General features: G+C 70.2%; 3 protein-coding genes. 1 reads left to right on the top strand and 2 read right to left on the bottom strand.

What is annotated here, in order from left to right; translation table 11 throughout:
• Window positions 1–396: 396 nt before the first annotated feature.
• Window positions 397–609 (bottom strand): hypothetical protein, encoded by a 213-nt coding sequence (locus VIB55_RS01990; RefSeq protein ID WP_331874987.1) that lies wholly within the window; start codon window positions 607–609, stop codon window positions 397–399.
• Window positions 610–1112: 503 nt separating this feature from the next.
• Between VIB55_RS01990 and VIB55_RS01985 the strand changes: the two genes are divergently transcribed.
• Window positions 1113–2048, top strand: coding sequence for an RluA family pseudouridine synthase (locus VIB55_RS01985; protein ID WP_331874986.1), 936 nt, complete (start codon window positions 1113–1115; stop codon window positions 2046–2048).
• Between the two features lie 37 nt (window positions 2049–2085).
• Here VIB55_RS01985 and VIB55_RS01980 read toward each other — a convergent pair.
• A partial coding sequence (locus tag VIB55_RS01980; protein ID WP_331874985.1) for a LytR C-terminal domain-containing protein occupies window positions 2086–2428 on the bottom strand: 343 nt, incomplete at its 5' end.

The following is a 2428-nucleotide window of genomic DNA, read 5'->3' as shown; positions in this document are numbered from 1 at the left end:
CGGCCGGCTCAACCTGTTCGTGGAGCGGCTGGAGAAGCGCGGCATCTCCGCCGCGGTGCGGGAGTCGCGCGGCCGCGACATCGCGGCCGCCTGCGGGCAGCTCCGCGCGGAAGCCACCGAGGGGCGCAGGCCGGTGCAGATGGGCTCGCTCTGACCTCCAGCGCGGCGGTACCCGGATCCTTGAGCAGCAGATTCTCCATCTTCAGGAGAAGCACCTCGCGTTCCCGCTCTTCGCGCTCGCCCAGGCGCCCGACCTCCATCATGCACCGCTGCAGGGTGAGCGTAACGTCGCGCAACTCGCGCCGTACGTCTTTCATTTCGTCCTGCACCTGGCGCACGTCCTCGGCAAGGCCGACGCACGCCTTGGCCCAGTCGTAGACAGCTTTCCACATCGCGTCACGCGAAGGCCGGCAGGCTGTCGAGAATGGCGCGCGTTTCGCGGCGCAGGCGGTCGATCTCGCGCCGGTCTTCGGCGATCTGGCGTCTGATGCCCTTCACGCGGTCAAACAGCGCGGCAGCCATCTCGCGGTAGTCGGGATCGACGCGGGTGGCGCTCGGCGCGTCGGAGAAGTACGCGCCGTAGGCGGCAGCCGGCTCGCGCGCCGTCATTACGCCGTACCCGGGTGGCGTGTAATACGGCTTGCCCCTGCGGGGGTTCGGCGCCTCGCTCTGGTCGTCGGGCTCGGGGGCTGCCCCGGGGACTTCGTTCTGGTCTGGACGCATCTGCGGCCTCGTGGCTACTGGGTGATTCCGCTCGCTCGTCAACGTTCGGGGAACGCTCCGGATGGACGCTCCCGACGCCTGTACGGTGCGTGCAAATCACCTCCGCGTCAAGGGCCTCACAGGACCATACAAACTCCGCCACAGCAGCAACATCCCCGCTCGGCCCGCCTGCTCGTTTCCACGTCGATCCCGTCGCGCACCGAGTCCCTTTCCGCCTCCGTCCGCACACGCTCGAAACTCCTGTTCAGGGGCATTTTCGTCCATCAGGCCATGCTCCCGCCCCAACCTGTCCTCTTTTTGCCTCACGCTGCCGTGCCCCCTCGCGCACGGCCACACGCCCGGTACATTATCCGCGTTCAGCACGACGCCCAATCTGCAACCCTCGTTTCATGCCCGAGCAGCCGCGCAACCAGCCCCAGCACTGGGTGAAGCACACCGTTTCCGCCGACGAGGCCGGAGGCACCGTTCAGGACATCCTCACGAAGTCCATGGGCGTGTCGCGCCGCATGATCCAGCGGCTGACGCGCACCAAGGGCGTGCAGCTGAACCGGCGCCCTGCCTGGGTGAACGCCAAGGTGCGAGAGGGCGACGTGGTGACGGCGAGGCTGGCGGACGACGAGGAGAGCGGGCTGGTTCCGGTTCAGATGCCGCTGGACGTGGTGTTGGAGGACGCGGAGCTGCTGGTGCTGAACAAGCCGCCGCACCTCCTCGTGCATCCCACGTCGCCGGAGCACCGAGAGACGCTTTCGCACGGCGTCGCGTGGCACCTGGCGCGGCAGGGGGTGCGCGCCAAGGTGCGGCCGGCGCACCGCATCGACCGCGACACCTCGGGGCTGGTGCTGTTCGCGAAGTCGGCGCACGCGCACCACCGGCTGGACCTGCAGCTTCGCGAGGGCGGGCTGAAGCGCGAGTACCTGGCGCTGGTGGACGGCGTCATCGGGGACGATCGTGGCGTCATCGACCAGCCCATCGCGCGAGATCCGCGCAACCCGGCGCTCCGCGCGGTGCGACCCGGCGGCGAGCACGCCGTCACCCGGTACACGGTGGTGGAGCGATTTCCGGCGGCGACGCTGCTCCGGGTGGAGCTGGAGACGGGGCGCACGCACCAGATTCGCGTTCACATGCTGTACGCGGGCCACGCCGTGCTGGGCGACCGGCAGTACGGGCGAAAGGGGCTGGCGCTGATGCCCCGGCAGGCGCTGCACGCGTCGCGGCTGGCGTTCACGCATCCGTCCACCGGCGAGCCGGTGGAAGTGGTGGCGGAACTGCCGGAGGACATCCGTGGGGCGATCGAACGGCTGAACGGCGAAGCGGCCCGGGGCTGATCCGCCCCGGGCCGCTCTTCGTCGTCTCGACATCCGTCTACGGCGCCGCGGACGCCGGGCGCTCCGGGTTGCGTGCCGCCCAGTCCTTGCCGAGGACGACGGTCACGTCCAGGTACAGGTTGGCGTCGGGCCGCGACTCCACGCGCGAAATCCCCAGCGCGTCCGCGACGGCGCGGGCGTGGTCCACCTTGCCCACGCGGTCGAGCACCACCGAGCTGTCGGGCGAAAAACCCGGCGCGTTGCCGATCTCCTTGACGTCGAACCGGCCGTCGTCGCGCAGCCAAGCCCGCCCGCGGTCCGCCAGCCGGGGAATGCCCGACGCGTTCAGCACGGCGACGCGGACCGGCGCGTCGGACCGTTCGGCGGCGGACGGACGGGTT

It is taken from the genome of Longimicrobium sp. (assembly GCF_036554565.1).
GTDB lineage: Bacteria > Gemmatimonadota > Gemmatimonadetes > Longimicrobiales > Longimicrobiaceae > Longimicrobium.
The sequence above is the reverse complement of the archived record's forward strand: the minus strand, read 5'-3'. Positions and strand labels throughout refer to the sequence as shown.

Bases quoted from the DNA above. Each gene is read 5' to 3' on its own strand.
- VIB55_RS01990 (WP_331874987.1), bottom strand. From the start codon at position 609: ATGACGGCGCGCGAGCCGGCTGCCGCCTACGGCGCGTACTTCTCCGAC.
- VIB55_RS01985 (WP_331874986.1), top strand. From the start codon at position 1,113: ATGCCCGAGCAGCCGCGCAACCAGCCCCAGCACTGGGTGAAGCACACC.